20 protein-coding genes are annotated in these 22,727 nt (G+C 66.5%); 12 read left to right on the top strand and 8 right to left on the bottom strand.

All coding sequences use genetic code 11. The annotated features are described in order from the left end of the window. Nucleotides 1-461: 461 nt before the first annotated feature. The 3 genes from dld to ychF form a co-directional block, all read right to left on the bottom strand. Nucleotides 462-2,177 carry a D-lactate dehydrogenase gene (gene dld / locus ACT3S3_RS07115; RefSeq protein WP_035095247.1) on the bottom strand — a complete coding sequence of 572 codons (1,716 nt, stop codon included), beginning with the start codon at nt 2,175-2,177 and terminating at the stop codon, nt 462-464. Between the two features lie 393 nt (nt 2,178-2,570). Beyond that, entirely contained in the window at nt 2,571-3,728 is a 1,158-nt protein-coding gene (locus tag ACT3S3_RS07110; protein WP_011013961.1) for a DNA methyltransferase, read from the bottom strand. A 39-nt stretch (nt 3,729-3,767) separates the two neighbouring features. Further along, nucleotides 3,768-4,871 carry a redox-regulated ATPase YchF gene (gene ychF / locus ACT3S3_RS07105; protein WP_441579938.1) on the bottom strand — a complete coding sequence of 368 codons (1,104 nt, stop codon included), beginning with the start codon at nt 4,869-4,871 and terminating at the stop codon, nt 3,768-3,770. Between the two features lie 207 nt (nt 4,872-5,078). On the opposite strand from ychF, the gene ACT3S3_RS07100 reads away from it, so the two are divergent. From ACT3S3_RS07100 to ACT3S3_RS07085, 4 genes are read left to right on the top strand one after another with little or no spacing between them, the layout of a single operon-like run. Beyond that, nucleotides 5,079-6,761: a sodium-dependent transporter gene (locus tag ACT3S3_RS07100; protein ID WP_444626488.1), complete on the top strand. Its 1,683-nt coding sequence runs from the start codon at nt 5,079-5,081 to the stop codon at nt 6,759-6,761. Then, nucleotides 6,758-6,937: a methionine/alanine import NSS transporter subunit MetS gene (gene metS, locus ACT3S3_RS07095; protein ID WP_301443855.1), complete on the top strand. Its 180-nt coding sequence runs from the start codon at nt 6,758-6,760 to the stop codon at nt 6,935-6,937. Before ACT3S3_RS07100 ends, metS begins: the two co-directional genes overlap by 4 nt. Before the next feature lie 43 nt (nt 6,938-6,980). Continuing rightward, nucleotides 6,981-8,606 carry an AI-2E family transporter gene (locus tag ACT3S3_RS07090; RefSeq protein WP_301443854.1) on the top strand — a complete coding sequence of 542 codons (1,626 nt, stop codon included), beginning with the start codon at nt 6,981-6,983 and terminating at the stop codon, nt 8,604-8,606. A 31-nt stretch (nt 8,607-8,637) separates the two neighbouring features. Beyond that, on the top strand, nt 8,638-9,450 hold the full coding sequence (locus ACT3S3_RS07085) for a DUF6542 domain-containing protein (RefSeq protein WP_301443853.1): 813 nt from the start codon (nt 8,638-8,640) through the stop codon (nt 9,448-9,450). A gap of 91 nt (nt 9,451-9,541) precedes the next feature. Here the strand turns inward: ACT3S3_RS07085 and ACT3S3_RS07080 are convergent, their stop codons facing one another. Next, nucleotides 9,542-10,576 carry a 4-hydroxy-3-methylbut-2-enyl diphosphate reductase gene (locus tag ACT3S3_RS07080; RefSeq protein ID WP_441588213.1) on the bottom strand — a complete coding sequence of 345 codons (1,035 nt, stop codon included), beginning with the start codon at nt 10,574-10,576 and terminating at the stop codon, nt 9,542-9,544. A gap of 35 nt (nt 10,577-10,611) precedes the next feature. On the opposite strand from ACT3S3_RS07080, the gene xseA reads away from it, so the two are divergent. Further along, nucleotides 10,612-11,982: an exodeoxyribonuclease VII large subunit gene (xseA, locus tag ACT3S3_RS07075; protein WP_301444009.1), complete on the top strand. Its 1,371-nt coding sequence runs from the start codon at nt 10,612-10,614 to the stop codon at nt 11,980-11,982. Then, on the top strand, nt 11,975-12,232 hold the full coding sequence (locus ACT3S3_RS07070; RefSeq protein WP_301444008.1) for an exodeoxyribonuclease VII small subunit: 258 nt from the start codon (nt 11,975-11,977) through the stop codon (nt 12,230-12,232). Before xseA ends, ACT3S3_RS07070 begins: the two co-directional genes overlap by 8 nt. On the opposite strand, the gene ACT3S3_RS07065 is transcribed toward ACT3S3_RS07070, so the two are convergent. Further along, on the bottom strand, nt 12,229-12,828 hold the full coding sequence (locus ACT3S3_RS07065) for a DUF4245 domain-containing protein (RefSeq protein ID WP_301444007.1): 600 nt from the start codon (nt 12,826-12,828) through the stop codon (nt 12,229-12,231). The genes ACT3S3_RS07070 and ACT3S3_RS07065 overlap by 4 nt on opposite strands. A 135-nt stretch (nt 12,829-12,963) precedes the next feature. Here ACT3S3_RS07065 and glpX point away from each other — a divergent pair, with 135 nt between their 5' ends. The 5 genes from glpX (at nt 12,964) to ACT3S3_RS07040 (ending at nt 18,913) form a co-directional block, all read left to right on the top strand. Continuing rightward, nucleotides 12,964-13,995 carry a class II fructose-bisphosphatase gene (gene glpX, locus ACT3S3_RS07060; RefSeq protein WP_441579668.1) on the top strand — a complete coding sequence of 344 codons (1,032 nt, stop codon included), beginning with the start codon at nt 12,964-12,966 and terminating at the stop codon, nt 13,993-13,995. Nucleotides 13,996-14,091: 96 nt separating this feature from the next. Beyond that, nucleotides 14,092-15,489, top strand: a complete 1,398-nt coding sequence (locus ACT3S3_RS07055) for a class II fumarate hydratase (RefSeq protein ID WP_441579667.1) — start codon at nt 14,092-14,094, stop codon at nt 15,487-15,489. Between the two features lie 111 nt (nt 15,490-15,600). Beyond that, nucleotides 15,601-16,497 (top strand): ribonuclease HI family protein, encoded by an 897-nt coding sequence (locus tag ACT3S3_RS07050; RefSeq protein ID WP_301443343.1) that lies wholly within the window; start codon nt 15,601-15,603, stop codon nt 16,495-16,497. A gap of 70 nt (nt 16,498-16,567) precedes the next feature. Continuing rightward, complete coding sequence (locus ACT3S3_RS07045; RefSeq protein WP_444626484.1) at nt 16,568-17,266, top strand: TetR/AcrR family transcriptional regulator; 699 nt, start codon at nt 16,568-16,570, stop codon at nt 17,264-17,266. A 69-nt stretch (nt 17,267-17,335) separates the two neighbouring features. Next, nucleotides 17,336-18,913 (top strand): MDR family MFS transporter, encoded by a 1,578-nt coding sequence (locus tag ACT3S3_RS07040; protein WP_441579665.1) that lies wholly within the window; start codon nt 17,336-17,338, stop codon nt 18,911-18,913. Here ACT3S3_RS07040 and ACT3S3_RS07035 read toward each other — a convergent pair. The 3 genes from ACT3S3_RS07035 to ACT3S3_RS07025 form a co-directional block, all read right to left on the bottom strand. Beyond that, a complete protein-coding gene (locus ACT3S3_RS07035; RefSeq protein WP_444626483.1) occupies nt 18,910-19,449 on the bottom strand; it encodes a GNAT family N-acetyltransferase in 540 nt (179 codons plus the stop codon). The genes ACT3S3_RS07040 and ACT3S3_RS07035 overlap by 4 nt on opposite strands. Before the next feature lie 48 nt (nt 19,450-19,497). Further along, entirely contained in the window at nt 19,498-20,892 is a 1,395-nt protein-coding gene (locus ACT3S3_RS07030; protein WP_444626481.1) for a PhoH family protein, read from the bottom strand. Nucleotides 20,893-20,976: 84 nt separating this feature from the next. Beyond that, the gene (locus ACT3S3_RS07025; RefSeq protein WP_301443348.1) at nt 20,977-21,567 is read right to left on the bottom strand and encodes a LysR substrate-binding domain-containing protein; all 591 of its coding nucleotides are present in this window, start codon (nt 21,565-21,567) and stop codon (nt 20,977-20,979) included. Nucleotides 21,568-21,626: 59 nt separating this feature from the next. Here ACT3S3_RS07025 and ACT3S3_RS07020 point away from each other — a divergent pair, with 59 nt between their 5' ends. Further along, nucleotides 21,627-21,971: a DUF5997 family protein gene (locus ACT3S3_RS07020; protein WP_301443349.1), complete on the top strand. Its 345-nt coding sequence runs from the start codon at nt 21,627-21,629 to the stop codon at nt 21,969-21,971. Nucleotides 21,972-22,727: the final 756 nt, after the last annotated feature.

Genomic DNA, 22,727 nt, shown 5'->3' with positions numbered 1-22,727 from the left:
AGGACGTCGCCCTCGCGGCGTGACTAACAACTGTCACCTAAACGTGCAGCAGACCCCACCCTCATCTGTGAAGAGCCGCTTTAGACATCCCTCATCGTCACGGACCACTATGAACGATGTCCCGACTCACCTATGAACGATGTCCTGAACCTACACACCTTCAGCTCCACCAATATGTTCAGGCAATGTGTTTCAGCAATAGCCTCCGGGCTCGTCGATGTGGCCGGTGGCGAGGATTTCGCCGGTGTGCCGGCCGTCGCGGGTCAGCTGACGGCGTGAGGCGATGACCCGTTCTCGGACCGGGCGCGGCCCTCGCCGCCACGCGATTCTATGGCCTGCCCAGCCTCTGACCGATGTCTCGACTCATCCGTCCCGGTGGACCTAGGGAGTCGAGCCCTAGGTCCACCCGAGATGGATAAGACATCGCTCAGGCTCTCACGGCGTCGCGCTACCTTGGGGACTTAGGCCCAGTCCTTGTGCGGCGACGTGCCGCCGATACCGGCGTTGAACGTATTCGTCGGATCGAGCTCCTTGAAGTGCTCTTCCATGGACTCCGGCAGCTTGTAGATGCGACCGTAGTTGTGCTCGGCGGGCAGCTTCGCGCCGCGCTCCTCCAGCAGGTGCTGGATGCGGTCGTGCAGCGCCTCGGGATCCACGCCCTGCTTGGCGACATAGTCCTGGTGCATCACATGGCAGAAGAAGTGCCCGTAATACGCCTTGACCTCAAGCTGGTCGTCGATCTCCTCCGGCAGCACCTCGAGCCAGTTCCAATCGTCGCGACGCAGGGCCACATCGATGGGGATGAGCCCTGCGATGTGCCGGCGCTTCAACGCGGCGTAGCGAGTGGCGGCACTGGCCGCGCCGAACCGGTTGAGCGACGCGCTCTTTTCTTCATCAGACGTGCAGATGAAGAACTCACCAGTGTGCTCGGGCTCTGCGAAGAACTCCTTGAGCATCTTCTCGCTCGCGGCCTTCTGCGACTCGCTGACGGTGAGCAGCAGGTGATGCTCGAAACGGTTGCGGTACTCCATCATGCGCTTGGGCAGCTGGTTGGGCAGCACGCTGAACATGGCTTGCGATACCGTGTCGGCGAAGGTCGGACCAATGCCGGGAATCTTCGAGAACAAGCCGTTGGCCCACGTCTTGAACGAGAACATGCGCGTCTGCAGCGCTGGACTCATGAACTTCAGGAAGACGAAGGTGTCTTTGCCGTACTTCTCGGCCAAGTCGAAGGCACTGCGGCCCATGTACTCACCAGAGATAGGCAGCGGCATGTCGGCTTCGAGGAACAACCGACGGATCTCTTCGAGCTCGTGCGTGTTGTTCGTGCCGATGTAAAGCACGGTCGGGTGCACTTCGCGAGGGAAGGTGCGGGTGCGCACCGCGAACACCATCAGCTTGCCGGCCGAGCCGGAAGCCTCGAACAGGTACTCGGGGTTCGCATTGTAGCGAGCAGGCGAAGGCACGATCTTGCGCAAGTGCTCGGCGTACTCGGTCTCGTTCGAGTCTTCGGGAGCTGGGGTGACATCCTCGGGAGACCACTCGCCGCGCTGTAGACGGTCGAGTGCGACCTCAGGGTCGTCTCCGAGCGAGATGCCCAGGTGATTGACCAGCTCGACCTTGCCGTCGTCGTTGACGCGGGCGAAGATCGCTTCGCGCGTGAATGCCGGACCCTTGCGAATCTGGCTGCCGCCCGAGTTGTTCGCGATGCCGCCGATGACCGAGGCGCCGATTGATGTCGACCCGATCACCGAGTGCGGCTCGCGCTGGTGCTTGGCGAGCGCGTCGGTCAGGTGTGTCAGCGGGGTGCCCGCGAGCGAGATCGCCTCGCGCGCGTCGTTGATGAGGTGCACCTCATCGATGCGGTGAGTCGAGATGATCACAATGGGGCGATCGTAGTCTTGGAAGCCGGGGCCGGATCCACCAGTCAGGCCCGTGTTCGATGCCTGCGGGATGACGATGAGGTTGTTGTCGACGGATACCTGCAGCGCCCGCCACATCTCGACCAGCGTGCCGGGGCGCACCACGGCGAAGACTGGTCCTCCGCCGAATCGATAGCCTTTGCTGAATGGCATCGTGGCACGCTCAGAGGTCAGTACATGTTCGTCGCCGACGATTCTCTTGAACGCATCGATCGCTTCGTGCGAAGTCGTGGTGGTCTGTCCTGGTTGCGTCATCTCTAAGCTTCCTATATTCAGTTGCATCACAAGCGCGTCATGATGCTGAGGGGATGTCGCCTTGATCCGAGCTAGTCCGCGGTCGTTCATTTTTTGATGGGCGGGGAAACGAGCCAGGGGGACGACGTCTGCGACCGTCTGCCCGGAAGCTCGCTACGGCGTCCAAGGAGTGTGCGTGTGCGTATGCATGTGCATACGCGCATCCTCATTGTACAAGATGCGCATCAGATAGTTTCGGACCGCGGTACTTTCGGACTCCGGTAGGTTCGGACCGCGATAGTTCGGACCGCGATAGTTCGGACCGCGATGTCGGCCACTGCCCTCACCCCATAGATCGACGCAGCAATCAGACTCGCCTAGCGCCGCTTGAACCGTCCCAGGTTTGGTGGCTCTTCACAGATGAGGGTGTAGCGCGTAGTCAAGGATCGAACGGCGTGGCGCTGCCCGGGTAGGCCCCTCCTTCATGTCCCGCCTAATAGGCCAGATCGGCGTCAGGCCATCCTGCGGACTGAAGTCAGGAGTTTCGTCAAGTGGCAATGCTTCGCCCGCGTGGCTGAGTCGCCCAGTCGACTCATCGAACCACACCGGATAGAACATATCTTTACGGTCAGCTCGAAGCGAGTCGTCGCCCGACCGCAAGAGCCCCTTCCATCGAGGCCTCTGCAGTTCCCCTTCAGCATCGGCCATGTCTCGATGCGTCAGAAGGTCGTCATCGACCGAACCGATTCGCGCGTCAGGACCAAATACAAAGAACGCATACTCTTCGACCCTCGAAAGATATCCCTGAGTAACGCCTTTAGGGTTGTTGACAATTGTGACGAGTTGCCGCGTAGATTCCGGGAAGAGCTGATCTAGCAACACGCCCAAACGGTTTACTTCATGCTCATCGATAGTTGCCACAAGAGTAGCATCGCTACGCATGAGCTCCCGACAGATCTTCAACCGTCGCTCCATGAACGCCAGCCATTTCGAGTGTCGATAGTCGTCATCACTCGCGACGTAATCGTTGTCGTACTTCCAGTCCCTCGCCCCGGTGTTGTACGGCGGGTCGATGTAGATGGCGTCGATGGAATGCCGGTGCGTATAGGTCAGCATCTCCAGCGCGTGGTAGTTCTCAGCGTTGACGACCGTGTGGAACGGCTTGTCGCCGCCCCGCTCAACCCTGCCTGTCTCCACCAGGCCGGGGTAGATGCGATCCCGGAACTCCGCGACGACCACCACGTCGTCGGCAAGCACTGCCCGAGTCTCGGGTTCTTCGACGTCGAGCTCCGCGAGATGAGCCACACGCTGCCCGTCGACGCACTCGATCCGAGTTGTCCGCCACAGCCGTTGGTCACCTGCCTTTGTCCCCCCTCGCGGAGGCAGCACCCGCACCTTGTCGCCGCGACGGACGACCCTGCCGGGCAGCTCGACAGCCTCAGGCTGATGCTGCTCAAAGACGAGCCCGAAGGTGCGACGCTTGGTCAGCGCAGCGACCTCGGCTTCCAGGTCAGTACCAAGTTGCGCGTCCGCCTTGCGCACCTGCCGCAGCAGTTCCGTCAGTCTCGACACGGATAGGGCTCCTTCGTCATCATCCGTAGCGCGTCCGGGCTATTTCTTACTTCCAGACGTAAGTCCCGTCCGGAACTCCACGACGTCGCCGTCCTGCATCACGTACTCCTTGCCCTCCTGGCGGACCTTGCCGTGGTTGCGGGCCTCGGCGACGGAACCGAACTCGTCCAGGTCGGAGAAGCCGACGATCTCGGCCTTGATGAAGCCACGCTCGAAGTCGGTGTGAATCACACCGGCGGCCTGCGGGGCGGTCGCACCCTGCGGGATCGTCCAGGCGCGCGTCTCCTTGGGTCCGGCCGTGAGGTAGGTCTGCAGACCCAGGGTCGCGAAACCAGCCTTGGCCAGCGTCGCCAGACCCGGCTCGTCCTGCCCGACGGACGCCAGCAGCTCGGCGGCCTCCTCGTCGTCGAGCTCGAGCAGCTCCGCCTCGGTGGCGGCGTCCAGGAACACGCAGTCCGCCGGCGCGACGAGGTCGCGCAGCTCCTGCTGCCGGGACTCGTCGGTCAGCACGGCCTCATCGGAGTTGAAGACGTAGAGGAAGGGCTTGGCGGTCATCAGGTGCAGCTCGCGGACCGCGGCGAGGTCGAACTCGCCGGAGACCGAGGCGGAGTACAGCGTGCGGTCGTCCTCCAGGATCTCCTGGGCCTTCTTGGCGGCCTCGGCCTGCTCGGCCTTGTCGCGATCCTTGCGCCCCTCCTTCTCCAGGCGGGGCACCGCCTTCTCCACGGTCTGCAGGTCGGCGAGGATCAGCTCGGTCTCGATGACCGAGATGTCCGTGGCCGGGTCGACGCGGCCGTCGACGTGGATAACGTCGTCGTTGGAGAAGGCACGCACGACCTGGCAGATCGCGTCGGCCTCACGGATGTTCGCCAGGAAGGCGTTGCCCATCCCTTCGCCCTCGGAAGCGCCCTTGACGATGCCGGCGATGTCCACGAAGGACACCGTGGCCGGCAGGATGCGCTCGGAGGAGTAGATCTCGGCGAGCCGGGTCAGACGCGGGTCCGGCAGTTCGACGAGGCCGACGTTGGGCTCGATCGTGGCGAAGGGGTAGTTCGCGGCGAGGACGTCGTTGCGGGTCAGGGCATTGAACAGCGTGGACTTACCGACATTGGGCAGGCCGACGATTCCGAGAGTAAGGGTCACGGCGACCATCCTATCCGGTGGACTCCCCACCGGTCAGCCCGCCCCTCGCCCCTGCCACTCCGCCCGGCCCCGCGCAGGACAGCACACCCGCCCGGGCCGTAAGCTCTCCACCAACTGTCCGTTTCCTGGAAGACCAGTGGGAATCTAGGATAGATTCGATTTCTTCACTTCCCCTGCCGCAACAAGAGACCCCGGAGGCTCACGCACATGTCTGCAGACGCTCCCGCCGGGCCGCAGGTCGGATCAGACGGCAAGGACGGAAAGGTCACCCGCGACACGTTCAACTCGCGGCTCCTGTTCCTGTTCGCTGCCATCGGTTCCGCCGTCGGCCTCGGCAACATCTGGCGATTCCCCTACGTCGCCTACGAATCAGGCGGCGGAGCTTTCCTCGTCCCCTACATGATCGCCCTGCTCACCGCGGGCATCCCACTGCTGTGGATGTTCTTCGCGCTGGGCCACCGGTTCCGCGGGTCGGCACCGCTGGTCTTCCGCCGTATCCACCCGCGCGCCGAGATCCTGGGCTGGGCCCAGGTCGGCATCTCCTTCTTCATCGCCGTCTACTACGCCGCGATCGTCGGGTGGGCGCTGCTCTACACGATGAAGTCCTTCACCAAGGGCTGGGGCGAGAACCCCGGCGAGTACTTCTCCGGGGAGTTCCTGCAGGCCGACACCGAGTCGGTGTTCTCCGGCACCTTCGTGATGCCGATCCTCATCACGATGATCGTCGTGTGGATCATCGTCCTGGCCACCCTTGTGCTCGACGTGAGCAAGGGCATCGGACGACTCAACATCATCTTCATCCCGCTGCTGCTGGTGCTCTTCATCGTCATGGTCGTGCGTGCACTGTTCCTCGACGGTGCCTCCACCGGCCTGGACGCCCTGTTCACGCCGGACTGGAGTGCGCTGACCGACTCCTCGGTGTGGATCGCGGCCTACGGACAGATCTTCTTCTCGCTGTCCATCGGCTTCGGCATCATGATCACCTACTCGTCCTACCTGAAGCCGCGCTCGAACCTGACGAGCACCGGCCTGGTCACCGCCTTCGCGAACTCCTCCTTCGAGGTTCTGGCCGGTATCGGCGTGTTTGCCGCACTCGGCTTCATGTCGGCGGCGTCCGGCGTCCCGGTCAGTGAGGTCGCGACCTCCGGCATCGGCCTGGCCTTCGAGGCCTTCCCGACGATCATCAACCAGATGCCCGCCGGCGAGCTCTTCGGCATCCTGTTCTTCGCCAGCCTCGCCATCGCCGGCGTCACCTCCCTGATCTCGATCGTGGAGGTCGTCTCCTCGGCCGTGCGTGACAAGTTCGACATGTCCCGCCGTGCCGCCGCCCTGTCGGTCGGCGTGCCGATGGCCGTCCTGTCGATCCTCGCCTTCTCCGCCACGAGCGGACTGGTCACCCTCGATGTCATGGACAAGTTCACCAACAACGTCGGCATCGTGCTCGCCGCACTGGTCGCGATCATCGTGGTCGGTGTGATGACGATGCGGATCAACGAGCTGCAGCAGCACCTCAACGCCGTGTCCTCGTTCAAGGTCGGCGCCACCTGGCGCACCTTCCTGATGTACGTGACCTCCGTGATCCTCACCTTCACCCTGCTCAGCGAGGTCGCCACCCTGCTGGACGAGGGCTACGGCGGCTACGCGGACAATCAGGTCTTCACCTGGGGTTGGCTGGTGATCATCGTCGTCCTGGTGGCCGGGATCATCATGCACCTCATCCCGTTCACGCGTCGCTCGATGGTCCTCGACGGCACGCCGGGCTCCGATTTCGGTGTCCCGCCGGGCGGCCGTGCCCGCGGAGTGTCCAACCCCCTGGCCGACGCAGCCGACGGTGCTGCCAGTAACGCGAGCCCCGCCGCCTCGTCCGCAACGCAAGGAGCGAACCGATGAGCACCACAGCGATCGTCATGATGGCCCTGTTCATGGTCTTCCTCTGGGGAGGCCTGTTCGTCGCCACGATCAACCTGCGCAACCACTCCGACGAGGAGTCCGGGGAGCTCGGGACCGCGCCCGGAACCACGGACGAGGACCTGATCTTCCACGCCTCGTCCCACCCCGCGGGGTGAGTCCCCGGGCTACCCGGTGACGTACACCCCACCATCGTGCACAATGGGTGGGGTGAGCAGCGATTCGAACAACACCAACGGGTCCTCGGGAAGCAAGAAGCCCGACGGACAGAGCAGTCCGAACAACCCGGACCCGCGCGACGTGGTCGACGGCCGGGACTTCGCGGACATCCTCATGGGGTCAGGCCGCATGGACCCGGAGTCGTCACTCCCGCTTCCCGGCGAGGAGCCGGCGGCGGTGCGCAGCCCGAAGGAGGCCTCCGAGGAGTCCATCTTCCTGGAGGGCGATCCGGCGATGCAGGAGCCCGACGACAACGCCGAGGCCCTGCAGTCCGACGATGACGGCACCCCCGGCAAGGAGATCCGTGACCGCGCCGAGGTCATCGGCACCTCCGCACGCTGGACGGCGGGATGGAGCCTGCGCTTCCTCGTCACCGCCGCGGCCCTGTGGGTCCTCTTCTACGTCCTGTCCAGTCTCTGGGCGGGCATCCTCCCGGTCATCCTCGCCATCATCGTGTGTACGGTGCTCTGGCCGGTAGTGCGCATCTTCCGCAGGCTGCACTTCCCCAACGCCCTGGCGGTCCTGTCGACGCTGATCCTGTTCTTCGCGGTGTTCGGCGGCATCATCGCCGCCATCCTGCCGAGCGTCTCCAAGCAGATCCCCGAGCTCGTGGACAGCGGTGCCGCGGGCATCGAGCAGATCCAGAACTGGGTCGCCGGCCCGCCGCTGAACCTGCAGAGCGACCAGATCGACAACATGATCGACCAGGCCACGAGCTGGGTGCAGGACCAGACCTCCCAGATCACCCAGACCGCGATCACCGGGGTCTCCGCCGTCACCTCGGCGGCGATCACCCTGTTCGTGATGCTGGTCCTGATCTTCTTCTTCCTGAAGGACGGCGAGAAGTTCCTGCCCATGGTCCGGCGCATCGCCGGACGCCGCGTCGGCTGGCACCTCACCGAGGTGCTGACCCGCTGCTGGAACACCCTGGGCGGCTTCATCCGCACGCAGGCGATCGTGAGCTTCATCGACGCCTTCTTCATCGGCCTGGGTCTGGTCATCCTCCAGGTTCCCCTCGCTCTTCCGCTGGCGATCGTCACCTTCTTCGGTGGTTTCATCCCGATCGTGGGTGCCTTCACGGCTGGCGCCCTGGCTGTCCTCATCGCCCTGGTCACCCAGGGTTTCACCACCGCGCTGATCGTGCTGGGTGTTGTGCTGCTCGTCCAGCAGCTCGAGGGCAATGTGCTGCAACCCGTGCTGCAGTCCAAGGCAATGAAGATGCACGCGGTCATCGTGCTGCTCTCGGTGACCATCGGCGGCGGCATGTTCGGCATCATCGGCGCCTTCCTGGCCGTGCCCGTGGCAGCGATGATCACCGAGGTCCTGCGCTACATCGGCGACCTCACCGACCTGGCCACCGGCGAGAAGCACTCTGCCGACATCAATTTCGCCACCTCGGCCGGCCAGCAGACCGGCGCCCAGCGCGAACAGGCCGCGCAGCGCTGGCAGGACTGGCGCAAGTCTCTCAAGAGTGACGAGTCCGGTGAGCCCAAGGCCTTCAGCCGGTTCCTCGCCCCCCTCCTGCCCGATGACAAGACCGACGACAAGACCGACGAGACCGACAAGAACCAGAAGGACGACAAGCCGAGTGACGACTCCACCTCGTAGCCGTCCTGACCATCGGGTAACATCAGCCGCCGTGACTTCTGAGACTACTGACGAGCCCGCCCCGCTGAACCGCCGGGGCCTGATCCCGGTATGGGCTCCCCTGCTGGTGATGGCGGCTGTCATCCTCACCGGGGTCGTCCTCAGCGGGGTGGGCACGTCCTATGTCGTGCTCTTCACCGTGGCCGCGGTCGTGTGCACCGCGCTGGTGGAGCTGCGCGGCCTCTTCCTCACGGTCGTGCTGCTGCCGGTCTACTGGTTCTTCGGGATCACCGGCGTCGGGCTGATCAGCGCCGGCTCCGGAACCGCGGGATCGAGTTTCAAGACGACCCTGATCACCGCCGCGTACCCGGCGATCGAGAAGTTCCTCTGGCTGGCCGTCGCCTTCGTGATCTGCGTCGTCATCGCGGTCGCCCGTCACCGCATCGACGCCGCCGTGCTCAAGGCCCAGCACCGACGGGACCGCTCACGTCGCCGGCAGATGACGGACGCGGAGGAGAGCAACCAGCGGCTCAACGCCCGCTACCGCGACAAGGACCGGCCGTCGGGTGACCGGGCGTCCTACCGGGCCGAGCGTCCCGAACGTCTGGAGCGTTCTGAGCGCCCAGAGCGTACCGATCGCTCCGAGCCGCGCGCGGCGTCCTCACGCCGGTACAGCGAGCGTCCCCGCGGCGACTACCCGCGCTACCCGTCGCAGCGCGACGAAGCGTCCCGCGGCACGCAGGACTCCCCCGCCCCGGACGGGCAGGAGCAGCCGGAGACCCGCACCCGCACCGCCGCCGAGCTGCGCGAGGCGAGCCGTCGTCGCCGTTCGAGGAGCCAGGACCGTCCCCTCGACATGGAGTGAGCGGCGCCCAACCGACACCGCGCGACGAAGGGGCCGACCCGGGAATCATTTCCCGGGTCGGCCCCTTCGTCGTTGCCGCTGAGGTCTGAGGTCAGCTGGCGTTGCGTGCCGGGCGCAGTTCGCGCGGCAGGGAGAACACCAGGTCCTCGGTGGCGGTGGTGACCTCTTCGATGCTGTTGAAGCCGTGCTCGGCGAGCAGCTCCAGTACACCGCGCACGAGCAGCTCCGGCACCGAGGCGCCGGAGGTCACACCCACGGAGGTCACGCCCTCGAACCAGGCGGGGTCGACCTGCTCGGCATAGTCGACCAGGTGGGATTCCTTCGTGCCGTGCTGGAGCGCGACCTCGACGAGCCGCACCGAGTTGGACGAGTTCTGGGAACCGACGACGATCATCAACTCGACCTTCGGCGCGATCGCCTTGACCGCGACCTGGCGGTTCTGGGTGGCGTAGCAGATGTCGTCGCTGGGCGGGGTCTCCAGCTGGGGGAACTTCTCGTGCAGGAACTTCACCGTGCGCATCGTCTCGTCCACGCTCAGCGTGGTCTGCGACAGCCAGATCAGCTTCTGGTCCTCGGGGAACTCGAGGGCGTCGACGTCCTCCTTGCCGTCGACCAGGTGCACCACGTCCGGGGCCTCGCCCGCGGTACCCTCGACCTCCTCGTGACCGTGGTGGCCGATGAGGATGATCTGGTAGCCCTGCTTGGCGAAGCGCTTGACCTCGTTGTGCACCTTGGTGACCAGCGGGCAGGTCGCGTCGAAGGTCTTGAGCTTGAGCAGCTTGGCGTCCTCGTGCACCTTCGGCGAGACGCCGTGGGCGGAGAAGACGACGTTGGCGCCCTCGGGCACGTCCATGGTCTTGTCCACGAAGATCACGCCCTGCTCCTCCAGGGTCTTCACGACGTGCTTGTTGTGCACGATCTCCTTGCGGACGTACAGCGGGGCACCGTACTTCTCGAGGGCCTTCTCCACGGTCTCCACGGCGCGGTCGACACCGGCGCAGTAGCCGCGCGGCGCCGCGAGCAGGACGCGCCTGGCGGAGCGGGCCGGGGTGTCGCGTTCCTCACGGTCGATGGTGGTCGTCGGGGCAGTTGTGGTGAAGTTATCCACAGGTGAAGCCTCAGTCATGTCCCCCATGCTATCGGACCTCTACAATCAGAGCCATGTCAGATGCCTCGTCCGCCTCGCCGACCGCAGCGACCGGTTCCCCACCGTCCCCGACCTCCGCGGAGGCGCCGTGGCCGGTCCATGTCGTCAACGACAAGGTGAAGGGGTGGATCGAACGTCTCGGCCACCTCTGGGTGGAGGGGCAGATCACCCAGGTCAACATGAAGCCGTCATGGAAGCTGTCCTACATCACCCTGCGTGACGTGGAGATGGAGCAGTCGGTCCCGTTGACCTGTTCCACCTCGATGCTGCGTTCCATGCCGACGCCGCTGAAGAACGGCGACCGCGTGGTGGTCTACGGCAAGCCGGCGTTCTACTCCGGGCGTGGCTCGTTCTCCCTGTGGGTCTCGCGGATCCAGCACGTGGGTGTGGGCGAGCTGCTGGCCAGGATGGAGCAGCTCAAGCGGGCGATGGACGCCGAGGGGCTGTTCGACCCGCGGTTGAAGCGTCCCCTGCCGTTCCTCCCGGGGCGGGTCGGACTGATCACGGGGCGCGGTTCGGCCGCCGAGCGCGACGTCCTGGCGGTCGCGCACGACCGCTGGCCCTCGGTGCAGACCGAGGTGATCAACACCGCGGTGCAGGGCCCGCAGGCGGTACCACAGGTCATCGCCGCCCTGCAGCAGCTGGAGGACGACCCACGGGTGGACGTCGTCATCGTCGCGCGCGGCGGCGGCTCTGTGGAGGACCTGCTGCCGTTCTCAGAGGAGGCGCTGGTGCGTCAGGTCAGCCGGATGACCACACCGGTGGTCAGCGCCATCGGGCACGAGCCGGACAACCCGATCCTCGACAACGTCGCGGACCTGCGGGCCGCCACGCCCACCGACGCCGCCAAGCGGGTCGTGCCGGACGTGGCGGCCGAGCTACGGCTCGTCTCCGAGCTTCGTGACCGCGCCGCCGGTGCCCTGCGCTCCTGGGTGGCCAATGAGCAGCGGGGCCTGGCGACGGTGCGCTCGCGTCCGGTCCTGGCCGACCCGCTGCTGCCGATCCGCCGTCAGCAGGAACTGGTCACCGAGGCCCGCGAGCGCAACGACCGCGCACTGGGGATCACGATCCGCGACATGCGCTCCCAGGTGGTCTCGCTGAAGGCCCAGGTCAATGCATTGGGACCGTCGCAGACGTTGCAGCGTGGCTACTCGGTGGTGCAGGTCCTCCCCCGCGACCACACCCCGCCGCAGGTGGTGACCACCGTGGACGACGTGACCCCGGGGTCCCAGCTGCGCATCCGCGTCCTGGACGGATCGGTCACCGCCGCGGCGATGGCCGTGCAGCACTCCGAGACCGCGCCCGAGAAGCCGGCACCTGAGAAACCAGATACGACAGAATCAACCGACTCCCCCGAAAACAAGGAGACCCCGAGCGATGAGTGACACCGAGAACACCCAGACCTTCCGTCCGCTGGACGAACTGAGCTACGAGCAGGCCCGCGACGAGCTGGTGGAGGTCGTCAAGATCCTCGAGCTAGGCCAGATGAGCCTGGACGAGTCCCTGAAGTACTGGGAGCGCGGCGAGGAACTCGCCGCCTACTGCGAGCGCTACCTCGACGGTGCCTCGGAGCGGGTGGAGGCCGCGCTGCAGAACCGCCGCCCCGACGGGGAGGACGACGGCGACCAGTCCTAACCGGTGACGATCGGGTCCGTGGTCGCGACCTTGTCGGCCAGCGTCTCGTAGATCTCGCCGGTGGCGGTGCCCGACAGCATCACGGTGGAGTCCCCCAGGTCCGCGGCCCACACCGTGCGGGCGTCGTCACCGGTGAAGATGTGCCAGGTGACGGTGTCCCCGGCGGTCTCGGCCGTGACGCCGGAGGCGGAGCTCTCGCGCGAGTCGGTCTCCTCGCGGTACTCGTCGTCCACGTCGGCGACCGCGTCCTCCAGATCCACGGAGGTCTGGGTCAGGCCGATGTAGTAGCGCTCGTCGATGACCCAGCCGGCGATGGAGGACGGTTCCCGGTCGATCGTGGTGCGGCGACCGGAGTTCGCCTGCCAGTCGTCCGGCACGTCCGGGTTGCGCACCGGGAAGTTCAGGCTGCGGGCCTCCGAGCCGAGGATCGCGTCGATGTCGACCTCGTTGACCGGCCCCGTCGTCTCCGCCGGACCGGGGTTGTAGCTGCACAGACCGGTGAAGCCGACGGAGAACGCCATGACCACACCCAACACGCCCAGCGATATCAGCAGGTCACGGGTGGAGGTGAACATGCGCGGTTTCTCGAGTTTCACGCCACCGATTATTGCAGACAGGTACCCCGGGGGCCCTAACCGTCACCCTCTGCACGACCGCAGCACGCGCCGGAGGGTGGCTCGTGGAACAATGGGGGGCACCCCCGACGCCCGATAGCAGAAAGCTGGTCTTCCATGACTTCCGGATCCGACTCCGTCCCCACCCCGCCCGAGGCCCTCCCCGCCTCCTCCCCGGACCGCAACCTGGCCATGGAGCTGGTGCGTGTTACCGAGGCGGCGGCCCTGGCGTCCGGCAAGTGGGTCGGCCGAGGGAAGAAGGAGTCCGGCGACGGTGCCGCCGTGGACGCCATGCGCAGGATGATCAACACCGTGCAGATGAACGGCACCGTGATCATCGGCGAGGGCGAGAAGGACGAAGCGCCGATGCTGTTCAACGGTGAGTCCGTCGGCACGGGCGAGGGCCCGGCCGTCGACATCGCCGTGGACCCGGTGGACGGCACCACGCTGATGGCCGAGGGACGCCCCAACGCCATCTCCGTGCTCGCCGCCGCCGAGCGCGGGTCGATGTACGACCCGTCCGCCGTGTTCTACATGAAGAAGATCGCCGTGGGCCCCGAGGCCGCCGGCAGCATCGACATCCAGGCACCCGCCGCCCACAACATCAACGCCGTCGCCAAGGCCAAGGGCGTTCACCCCTCGGACGTCACCGTCGTGGTGCTGGACCGTCCCCGTCACCACGACCTGATCGCGGAGATCCGCGCGGCGGGCGCGAAGGTGCGGCTCATCGGAGACGGCGACGTGGCCGGTGCCGTGGCCGCCGCCGGCGAGAGCCACGCGGTCGACCTGATGATGGGCACCGGCGGCACCCCGGAGGGCATCATCACCGCCTGCGCGATGAAGTGCATGGGCGGCGAGATCCAGGGCGTGCTGGCCCCCACCGACGACACCGAGCGGCAGAAGGCGATCGACGCCGGCCTGTCGCTCGACACCGTCCTGGGCACCAATGACCTGGTGTCCTCCGACAACTGCTACTTCGTCGCCACCGGCGTGACCAACGGCGACATGCTGCGCGGCGTCAGCTACCGCGCCGGCGGCGCGACCACCCGCTCGCTGGTGATGCGCGAGCGTTCCGGCACGATCCGCAGCATCGAGGCCACCCACCAGCTGCAGAAGCTCAAGGACTACTCGGTCCAGGACTACATCTGATCCTCCCCCACCCCCGCAGGCACACCGTCCGGAACGCCTGCGGGTACCCTTATATGTCAGTCGTCACAATAATCAGGAAGGACACGACAGTTCATTATGAGTGAGCAGGAATTCCGCATCGAGCACGACACCATGGGTGAGGTCAAGGTCCCGGCCAAGGCCCTGTGGCGTGCACAGACCCAGCGTGCCGTGGAGAACTTCCCGATCTCCGACCGGCCCCTGGAGGCCGCGCAGATCCGTGCCATGGGCCTGCTGAAGGCAGCCTGCGCCCAGGTCAACAAGGACTCCGGCGCGTTGGACGGCACCAAGGCGGACGCCATCATCGCCGCCGGCAAGGCCATCGCCGAGGGCACCTACAACGACGAGTTCCCGATCGACGTCTTCCAGACCGGTTCGGGCACCTCGTCGAACATGAACACCAACGAGGTCATCGCCTCGCTGGCCAAGCAGGACGGGGTGGACATCCACCCGAACGACGACGTGAACATGGGCCAGTCGTCGAACGACACCTTCCCCACCGCCACGCACGTCGCGGCGACCGAGGCGGCCGTCACCAGCCTGATCCCGGCACTGAAGACCCTGCACTCCTCCCTCGCGGCGAAGGCCACCGAGTGGAAGAACGACGTGAAGTCCGGCCGCACCCACCTCATGGACGCCGTCCCGGTGACCCTGGGCCAGGAGTTCGGCGGCTACGCCCGTCAGATCGAGCTGGGCATCCAGCGCATCGAGGCCACCCTGCCGCGTCTCGGCGAGCTGGCCATCGGCGGCACCGCCACCGGTACCGGCCTGAACACCTCCGCCGACTTCGGCGCGAAGGTCACCGAGGAGCTCAAGAAGCTCACCGGTGTCGAGGAGCTGACCGAGGCGGAGAACCACTTCGAGGCACAGGCCGCCCGCGACGCGCTCGTGGAGTTCTCCGGTGCGATGCGCACCGTGGCCGTCTCGCTGAACAAGATCGCCAACGACATCCGCATGATGGGCTCCGGCCCGCTGACCGGCTTCGGTGAGATCCACCTCCCCGACCTGCAGCCGGGTTCCTCGATCATGCCCGGCAAGGTCAACCCGGTGCTGTGCGAGACCGCCACCCAGGTCGCCGCGCAGGTCATCGGCAACGACGCCGCCATCACCTTCGGTGGTGCACAGGGCCACTTCGAGCTCAACGTGTTCATCCCGATGATGGCCCGCAACGTGCTGGAGTCCGCCAAGCTGCTCGCCAACACCTCCACGGTGTTCGCCGAGCGCCTGGTCGACGGCATCGAGCCGAACAACGAGCGTATGCGCACCCTGGCGGAGTCCTCACCGTCCATCGTGACCCCGCTGAACTCCGCGATCGGCTACGAGGCCGCCGCGAAGGTCGCCAAGACCGCGCTGGCCCAGGGCAAGACCATCCGCCAGACCGTGATCGACCTGGGCTTCGTGCCCGAGACCCTGTCGGAGGAGGAGCTGGACAAGCGCCTCGACGTGCTCGCCATGGCGAACACCGACCGCGACTAACAGCTCCAGCCGTCCCCGCAGTGAGGGGACGACGGGAGAAGAGGGGCACCGCGACACCACCGTCGCGGTGCCCCTCTTCCCATGTCCGTGGCGTGTGGGACGATACCTTGCATGACGATCACCGCAGCCGCTGACGGCTCCGCCCTCGGAAACCCCGGCCCCGCAGGCTGGGCCTGGTACATCGACGACGACACCTGGAAGGCCGGCGGCTGGCCGCACGGCACGAACAACATGGGCGAGCTCAAGGCCGTCCTGGACCTGCTGGAGAGCACGGCCGCGCACCCGGACGCCGCGGGCCAGCACCTGCTGATCCTGTGTGACTCCCAGTACGTGATCAACTCGGTGACGAAGTGGATGCCAGGATGGAAGCGCAAGGGTTGGAAGAAGCGCGACGGCAAGCCGGTGCAGAACGTCGACCTGATGAAGGCGATCGACGCGGCGATGCAGGGCAGGGACGTCGCCTTCGAGTGGGTGAAGGGGCACGCCGGGCACCCGATGAACGAGGCGGCGGACAAGCGGGCGAACGCCGCCGCCACCGCCTTCTCGCAACGCCGCTCCCCCGAGACCGGCCCCGGCCTCGACGGGACAGCCGTACCGGCGCAGGACGCCGCGACGTCCGGCGCGCCCGATGCGTCCGACGCCGCGCAGGACGCAGAGGACGCCGCCGCGCGGGAGCTGGCGCTCTACACCGACGAGGTGCGCGGCAACCGTGAATTCGCCGAGGCACTGCTGCACCCGGACCTGCACGTCGTCGACCGTGACGGGCGGGTTCTCGACCGTGCGGGGTTCCTGGACTCGCTGGCGCCGCTGCGCGGGTTCGACCGGTTGGAGGTCTCCGACGTGGTGACCGAGGCGTTGGGGGACGACGCGGTGCTGGTGCGGTCCACGGCGACGGGGGCCTACGGGACCACGGTGCGCAGCTCGGTGTGGGTGCGTGCCGGCGGAGGCTCCGGGGAGGGTGACGCTCATCTCATTCTGCGTCACCATCAGCAAACCGCGCGGGGCTGACTACCCCCATAATGGGGTTAACGATATTTTTGCATTGCGTGCAAGTTTTCACCGGGTGTAGACCTGTCTCGTGACTGAGACAAGGAATGAATCCGCAACGGGCGCCGACGGGTGTGGCCTCCGCGAGCGAAAGCGCCGGGAGACCCGGCTCCGCATCGAGGACTGCGCCACCGAACTCATCCTCGCCCGCGGGTTCGACCAGGTCACCATCGACGAGATCTGCGAGAAGGCCGACGTGAGCCGCCGGACCTTCTTCAACTACTTCGAGTCAAAGGACCAGGTCGCCGCAGGACGCGGCGTCCCCCCGATCCCGCCGGAGGTGATGGACGCCTTCGCCGCGACCGACTCCCCCAACATCATCCGCGACATCCTCGACTTCATCGGACGTTCGCTGGACGACGACCCCGAGTCCTCGCCGCGCCTGTCCACGGACCCGCGGACCAGCATGAAGATCAGGGAACGGCGACGCCAGATCGTCCAGGAGACCCCGCTGCTGACCGTCGCGGGGATGCGCCGGTTCGACGAACTCGCCGGGGACATCCTGGCCGCGATCGACGCCCACCTCTCCCGTTACCCGCAGCGTCGGCACCTCCCGGACCTCACCGTCCACGAGGAGGCCCTGCTGCTCACCGGCATGGTCCGCACCACCCTGGCCACCGGCGGCCTGTTCCACCGCGACCAGCCGGAGAAGGACCGACGCGAGATCCTCACCTTCGCCGGACGCAACCTCACCCAACTGTCGGCGGCCTACACCACCGGTTGGGACTGACCTTCCGTCCGGCACCACCGTCACCCCCTGCACGACTACTGCGTAAGAAAGCACGAGAAGAGATCCTCCATGAGCACAGTTGAGAAAGTAGAGTCGTCGCCGACGACTCCAGAGGACACCACCGCCTCGAAGAACAACATCCCCCTGGTCTTCGCCAGCCTCATGCTCGGCATGCTGCTGGTCTCCCTGGGCCAGACCATCTTCGCCACCGCCCTGCCGACCGTCGTCGGCGAGCTCGGCGGCGTGGACCAGATGAGCTGGGTGATCACCGCCTTCCTGCTCGCCCAGACCATCGGCCTGCCGATCTACGGCAAGCTCGGTGACCAGATCGGCCGCAAGCCGCTGTTCATCTTCGCCCTGAGCATGTACCTGATCGGCTCGGTCGTCGGTGCACTGGGCCAGAACATCTGGATCATCATCGTCGCCCGCGCCATCCAGGGCCTCGGCGGCGGCGGCATGATGGTGCTGTCCCAGGCGATCATCGCCGACATCATCCCCGCCCGCCAGCGCGGCAAGTACATGGGCCTGATGGGCTCCGTCTTCGGCCTGTCCTCCGTGCTGGGCCCGTTGCTCGGCGGTTTCTTCACCGACGGTCCCGGCTGGCGCTGGGCACTGTGGTTCAACGTTCCGCTGGCCCTGGTCGCCATCGCGATCGCCGTCTTCGCCATGCACCTGCCGGCACGCGGCAGCGGACACGCCAAGCTCGACATGTGGGGCACGGTCTTCATGGCCGGCTTCGCCACCTGCCTGATCCTCTTCCTCAGCTGGGGCGGCAAGGACTACGAGTGGGGTTCGGTCACCATCATCGGCCTGATCATCGCCACCGTGGTCTGCGCGGTGCTCTTCGTCTTCGTCGAGCTCAGGGCGGATGAACCGCTGATCCCGATGACCCTGTTCACCAACCGCAACTTCGTGCTGTGCACCCTCGCCGGCCTCGTCATCGGCGTGGTCATGCTGGGCACCCTGTCCTACATGCCGACCTACATCCAGATGGTCCACGGGATGTCCCCGACCAAGGCCGGCCTGATGATGATCCCGATGATCCTCGGCATGATGCCGACCTCGATCGTGGTGGGCATCATCGTCAGCCGCACGGGCAACTACAAGTGGTACCCGGTGGTCGGCATGTTCGTCACCGCCGTCGGCCTGTTCCTGCTCGGCGGTCTGGAGACCCACGACAGCCTGCTGCACCTGGGCCTGGTCCTGTTCGTCTTCGGCTTCGGCCTGGGCTGCGCGATGCAGATCCTCGTGCTGATCGTGCAGAACGCGTTCCCGGTCAGCATGGTCGGCACGGCCACCGCCTCGAACAACTTCTTCCGCCAGATCGGCATGTCCGTCGGTTCGGCCGTCGTCGGTTCGGTGTTCACCTCGCGCCTGCAGTCGCTGATGGGTGACCGCGTCCCGGTGGCCATGCAGGAGATGGGTCCGGACGCGGCGAACTACGCCGACTCCTTCTCGGACTCCGGCTCGCACAGCATCACCCCGGACATGGTCAGCCACCTGCCCGGCGCCCTGCACGAGGCCGTGATCACCAGCTACAACGATGCACTGGTGCCGATCTTCACCGTGCTGATCCCCCTGGCGGTCGTCGCCGGCGTCGTCCTGATCTTCACCCGTCAGGAGAAGCTCAAGGACACCGTCGACTAACCGCCCACGCGTTCCCGGTACTCCGGGTACGCGGGCCCTCCCTCGAGGATCTTCTCCAGCAGGAGGATGTCGCGCCAGCGACCCTCCATCGGCCCGTAGTTCATACGGGCCATCGTGTGTGCCACGCCGATCTCGGTGAAACCACGCGAGAGGTGCAGCTTCAACGACCCCTGGTTCTCCGGGAACACCGCGGAGTGCATCGCCCAGTATCCGGCGTCGGTCGCCGCCTGGATCATGTGGTCAAGCAGCGCCCCGGCGACCCCGCGGCCGGCGGCGTCCGGCGCGATGTAGACCGAGTCCTCCACCACCCCGGCGAACACCTCGCGGCGCGACGCCTTGGCCGCCGAGACCCACCCCAGGACGTCCCCGTCCTCGTCGGCGACGAACATCAGGTCACCGATCTTGTGCTCGGTGAAACCGTCCCAGGTGGGGGCCTCCCCCTCGTAGGTCGCGTGTCCGGTGTCCATGCCCGACTGCTGGATGCGCGCCACCTGGGCGTAGTCGTCCCTCCGCATGGGACGAATCTTGAATGTCATGCAAGGCATTGTAAACGTGCCGGGACCTCGGCGCAGCCGTGCAGCGCATCAGCCCTTTTCAAGCAGGCTGGTGACCAGTTCCGCGACGGCTGAACGCTCGGACCGGGTCAGGGTGACGTGCGCGAACAGCGGGTTGCCCTTGAGCTTCTCGACCACGGCGAGCACACCGTCGTGGCGTCCCACGCGCAGGTTGTCGCGCTGGGCCACGTCGTGGGTGAGCACCACCCGGGAGTTGCGCCCCAGCCGGGACAGCACGGTGAGCAGCACGTTGCGTTCCATCGACTGCGCCTCGTCGACGATGACGAAGCTGTCGTGGATGCTCCGCCCGCGGATGTGCGTCAGCGGCAGCACCTCCAGCAGCCCGCGGTCGTCGATCTCGTCGAGGACGTTCTCACTGACCAGCCCGTCGAGCGTGTCGTACACCGCCTGTGTCCACGGGTTCATCTTCTCGACGCCGTCGCCGGGCAGGTAGCCGAGGTCCTGGCCGCCGACGGCGTGCAGCGGGCGGAAGACCACGATCCGACGGTGCGACTGGCGTTCCAGCACCGCCTCCAGCCCGGCGCACAGCGCCAGCGCCGATTTGCCCGTGCCGGCGGAGCCGCCGAGCGAGACGATGCCCACCTCCTCGTCGAGCAGGATGTCCAGCGCCACGCGCTGGCGGGCGCTGCGTCCCCGCAGGCCGAAGGCCTCCCGGTCCTGCGGGACCTGGCGCAGCACCCCGTTGGACGCCACGCGCGCGAGCGCCGACTGGCTGCCGGCGGTCAGCTGGACGCCGCAGTGCACCGGAAGGTCCACGGCGTCCTCCACCTCCCCGGTGGCGTCCACCGCGCCGTCGGTGAAGAGCCCGTCGATGAGACCGGCGCTGACCTCGGCGGTCACCATGCCCTCGTAGCCGGTGAGGACGACGTCCTGCGCGCGGTACTCGTCGGCGTCCAGCCCCACCGCGCCGGCCTTCACGCGCAGCGGGACGTCCTTCGTGACCAGGGTGACGGTGTCGCCCTCGGCGCGCAGGTTCAGTGCGGAGGCGAGGATGCGACGGTCGTTGTCCGCGCCGTCGTCCGGGCGGGCGCGCAGCCCGGCGGGCAGGACGGACTGGTCGACGTGGTTGAGCTCCACGCGCAGCGTCCCGCCGTCCGGGGTGACCTCGATGGCACGGTCCAGCCGCCCACTGGTGCGGCGCAGGTCCTCGAGCAGGCCGAGCGCCTGGCGGGCGAACCAGCCGAGTTCGGGGTGCTGACGCTTGGCCTCCAGCTCACTGACCACCACGATGGGCAGGACCACGTGGTGCTCGGCAAACTTCAGCAGTGCCCACGGGTCGGAGAGCAGGACGGAGGTGTCGACGACGTACGTGCGGACCGCGTCCGGGGTTCCGGAGGCGGTGGAGGTGGCTGCTGACGGGGCGGCGGAGGGGGCGGTTGAGGTGGTGACGGTGGCTCTGGTCATGCCCCCGAGGCTAGGAAGCACACGTGTAGATCACATGGTTGTGAGATGAAGTCTGGGTGAACTCACCGGGAAACCAGCCGAAGACTACCGGGAGCTGGAGGAACGCCTGCCACGGCAGATTCCGACGAACTGCTGCACGACCTCGTCATCGCGCTCACGCAGCCACACCAGTGCGATCCGGGTCGGCGCCTGCCCCGCCAGGCGCCGGTGGACGACACCGCGCCGGTTCACCGCGCGCAGCAGCGGACGCGGGGCGACGACCACGCCGACGTTCGCGGCGACCACGTCGAGGTGCTCACGCACCGCCACCGGGTCCACGCCGCGGTAGAGCACCATCTCCCCGTCCATGTCGGACGCGGTGACCTCCTCGTTCTCCCCCACCGCCTCCAGCACGTGCTCCTTGGGCACCGCGACCCCCGGCTGCTCCTCGTAGAGCACGACCCGGTGCAGGCCGAGACGGTTCATCGCCGCCTCGTCCACGTTACTGCCCGGCATGCCCTCCCACTCGCCGGGCAACCGGACGAGGGCGATGTCGGCGGCACCGCTGCGGACGTGGGCGAGCGGGTCGTCGGCCGCGGCGGAGGCGACCTTCCAGCCGTCCACCCTCCCGTCGAACCTGCCGAACCATTTACCGGGGACGACACCGGGCGCGAAGACGACCTTCAGGTAGTGCATGGCGACCATCGTATCCCCCACGGGCCGACCGGTTAGACTCTGCAGGTATGAGTGAACGGATGAAACCCCAGACCGCGGCGAAGAAGCTGAACATCTACCTCCCCGCGACCCCGGCCGCCTTCCAGGAAGGCACGCTCGGCCACGACGAGTTCGTGGCCCTGCAGAACAACCCGCCCGAGTGGCTGCAGGACCTGCGCCGCGAAGGCCCGCACCCGCGCCCGGAGGTGGCCCGCAAGCTCGGGATCACCATCACCGCGCTGAAGGCCAACGACATGGACAAGCCGCTGACGACCGCCGACATCAAGGCCCTGCTGGAGAACCAGCCCGACTGGCTGCGCAGTGCCCGGAGTTCCCTGGCGGAGAACCGCACGACCGGCGACGCCGAGGCCGACTCGCAGGAGTAGGGGCCTCCCCGCCGCGCAGGGGCAGGGCGCTCGATCTTGGCCCCTGACGGGGGTTCGCAATGAAAAGAGTGAGGGCCCCGTCCTCCCGGGTGACGAACCGGGAGGGCGGGGCCCTCGTGGAGAGCGCGAGCGCCGGGTGACGAATCCGGTGTCGCGAAGTTTCTCCGCTGTGCCGCGACGGGCAGGTGAACTGCAGTCCAGGGCAGCGCGTTGGAGGTGCCGCAGCCCGAGCGCGTCGATCCGGTGAGAAGAGGAAGCCGGATCGTGCGGATTCGGACTGAACCCTGGGTTCCACCTGCCGTTGCGGCTGATTCACAACTGCAGTGCGTCGAGGTGACTAGCCTTCGACACATCCATGAGGTTAGCGAGACCTAAACCGGGATGTCAACAATTAGACAACATTCACGTGATGTAATTCGTGCGAGCCTGCCCTAACTTAGCCTGACCTGCCGTTTCGTCCGTGACGCTTTCCGCTCACGGTGCCACCCCCACCGCCTGCCCCCGCCAATGATGGCAGGATCCCCGACCGCCAGCTCCCTTCCTGACCCCCTCACGACCCTCCCCGTCCGAGCCAACTGTGATCCGGTACTCACTGCCGCCGATATTGTTTCCCACCCCACAATCCTCCCCCAGGTTGGGCTGCCATTACCCCTTTGCGCACACGATGGTTAATATGAATTTGTAACATCTAAGAGACGTGGATCACATGGACAAGGTTCTTGCCCCCTCCACGGCACTCGGCACCGATCCGGAAGG

Source organism: Corynebacterium sp. AOP40-4SA-5, from assembly GCF_052377355.1.
GTDB lineage: Bacteria > Actinomycetota > Actinomycetes > Mycobacteriales > Mycobacteriaceae > Corynebacterium.
Note: the sequence above shows the minus strand (reverse complement) of the source record. Positions and strands in the feature narration are given on the sequence as shown.